Here is a 2,136-nt window from a genome sequence, read left to right as displayed (position 1 = left end):
TGGTTGCGGGGACAGGATTTGAACCTGTGACCTTCAGGTTATGAGCCTGACGAGCTACCGGGCTGCTCCACCCCGCGACACTGCATTACCGGAGTGAGACGCGAACGCCCCCGCGTATGCGGGGGTGTCGTGCCCGTTATTCCGGGGAAATCATGAATGGGTTCTTGTGTTTCCCGCACAGGCTTCAATGCCTGGCGACGACCTACTCTTCCACTGCTTAGGCAGTAGTACCATTGGCGCAGTCGGGTTTCACGGCCGAGTTCGGGATGGGATCGGGTGGGACACCGACGCTATAGCCACCAGGCAATGAAGCGTGTGCGGGAGCTGAGCCGCTCGACCGGCACGCATGATGCGTGCTGGCCGGAGGGCTGAGCTATGGTTCAAATCGATGCGTGCACTGTTACTGGAATATGTATCTGGCGTTCGACGCTTATCATCCACGCCATCTGGCAACCCAGGGTTGTCATTGATGGTGTGTCCTCTCAAGCGCGAATAGGACAATTAGTATCGGTTAGCTCCATGCGTTACCGCACTTCCACATCCGATCTATCAAGGTCGTGGTCTCCGACCGTCCTATGAAATCTTATCTCGAGGGAGGCTTCCCGCTTAGATGCTTTCAGCGGTTATCCCGTCCGTACATAGCTACCCTGCTGCGCCGTTGGCACGACGACAGGTACACCAGAGGTACGTTCAACCCGGTCCTCTCGTACTAGGGTCAACTCCTCTCAAATTTCGACGCCCACGGCAGATAGGGACCAAACTGTCTCGCGACGTTCTGAACCCAGCTCACGTACCACTTTAATTGGCGAACAGCCAAACCCTTGGGACCTGCTCCAGCCCCAGGATGTGATGAGCCGACATCGAGGTGCCAAACAACCCCGTCGATATGAGCTCTTGGGGGTTATCAGCCTGTTATCCCCGGCGTACCTTTTATCCGTTGAGCGATGGCCCTTCCACGAGGGACCACCGGATCACTATGACCGACTTTCGTCTCTGCTCGACTTGTCAGTCTCGCAGTCAGGCGGGCTTATGCCATTGCACTCTAACAGCCGGTTTCCAACCGGCCTGAGCCCACCATCGCGCGCCTCCGTTACTCTTTAGGAGGCGACCGCCCCAGTCAAACTACCCGCCACAGAGGGTCCCTGCACCGGCTAACGGTGCGAGGTTAGACATCAGAAAACAACAGGGTGGTATTTCACCTATGGCTCCACACCGGCTGGCGCCAATGCTTCAAAGCCTCCCACCTATGCTACACAGTTCTTTCCTAATGCCACTCTGAAGCTGCAGTAAAGGTGCACGGGGTCTTTCCGTCTAACCGCGGGTACTCCGCATCTTCACGGAGAATTCAATTTCGCTGAGCATGTCCTGGAGACAGTGGGGAAGTCGTTACGCCATTCGTGCAGGTCGGAACTTACCCGACAAGGAATTTCGCTACCTTAGGACCGTTATAGTTACGGCCGCCGTTTACCTGGGCTTCATTTCAGAGCTTGCACCCCTCCACTTAACCTTCAGGCACCGGGCAGGCGTCAGGCCCTATACGTCGTCTTGAAGCCGACTTAGCAGAGCCCTGTGTTTTTGCTAAACAGTCGCTACCCCCTGGCCTGTGCCCCCCACGAGAGCTTGCGCTTACGTGGGGCCTCCTTCTTCCGAAGGTACGGAGGCAATTTGCCGAGTTCCTTCAGGACACTTCTCTCAAGCGCCTTGGTATACTCTACCAGACCACCTGTGTCGGTTTCGGGTACGGTCTATACGGTGGGGCTATTTCCTGGGACAGTTTCGAAGCCTGACCAATCCGATAAGGTCAGACAACACACACCATCCGTCACACACCACCAGGCCCACGAATATTAACGTGGTTCCCATCGACTACCCCCTTCGGGCTCGTCTTAGGGGCCGGCTCACCCTGCGCGGATTAGCCTTGCGCAGGAACCCTTGGTCTTTCGGCGAGAGGGCATCTCACCCTCTTTATCGCTACTCATGTCTGCATTCGCACTTCCGATACCTCCACGACTCATTACCAGATCGCTTCACAGGCGTACGGAACGCTCCGCTACCGCGTGATCAAAGATCACACCCTAAGCTTCGGTGCGTGTCTTGAGCCCCGTTACATCTTCGCCGCAGAAACCCTTGTTTAGA

1 tRNA gene and 2 rRNA genes (1 of these 3 running past the window's edge) are annotated in these 2,136 nt (G+C 56.4%); all 3 read right to left on the bottom strand.

The window, feature by feature from the left end:
• Positions 1-77: transfer RNA gene (locus tag ACGVWT_RS05545), tRNA-Met, on the bottom strand.
• A 112-nt stretch (positions 78-189) separates the two neighbouring features.
• A 5S ribosomal RNA gene (gene rrf, locus ACGVWT_RS05540) occupies positions 190-304 on the bottom strand.
• Positions 305-481: 177 nt separating this feature from the next.
• Positions 482-2,136, bottom strand: a 23S ribosomal RNA gene (locus ACGVWT_RS05535) (it continues 1,142 nt past the right edge of the window).

The sequence above is a fragment of the Sphingomonas sp. S6 genome, from assembly GCF_043498045.1.
GTDB lineage: Bacteria > Pseudomonadota > Alphaproteobacteria > Sphingomonadales > Sphingomonadaceae > Sphingomonas.
This window is presented reverse-complemented; position numbering and strand designations above follow the sequence as displayed.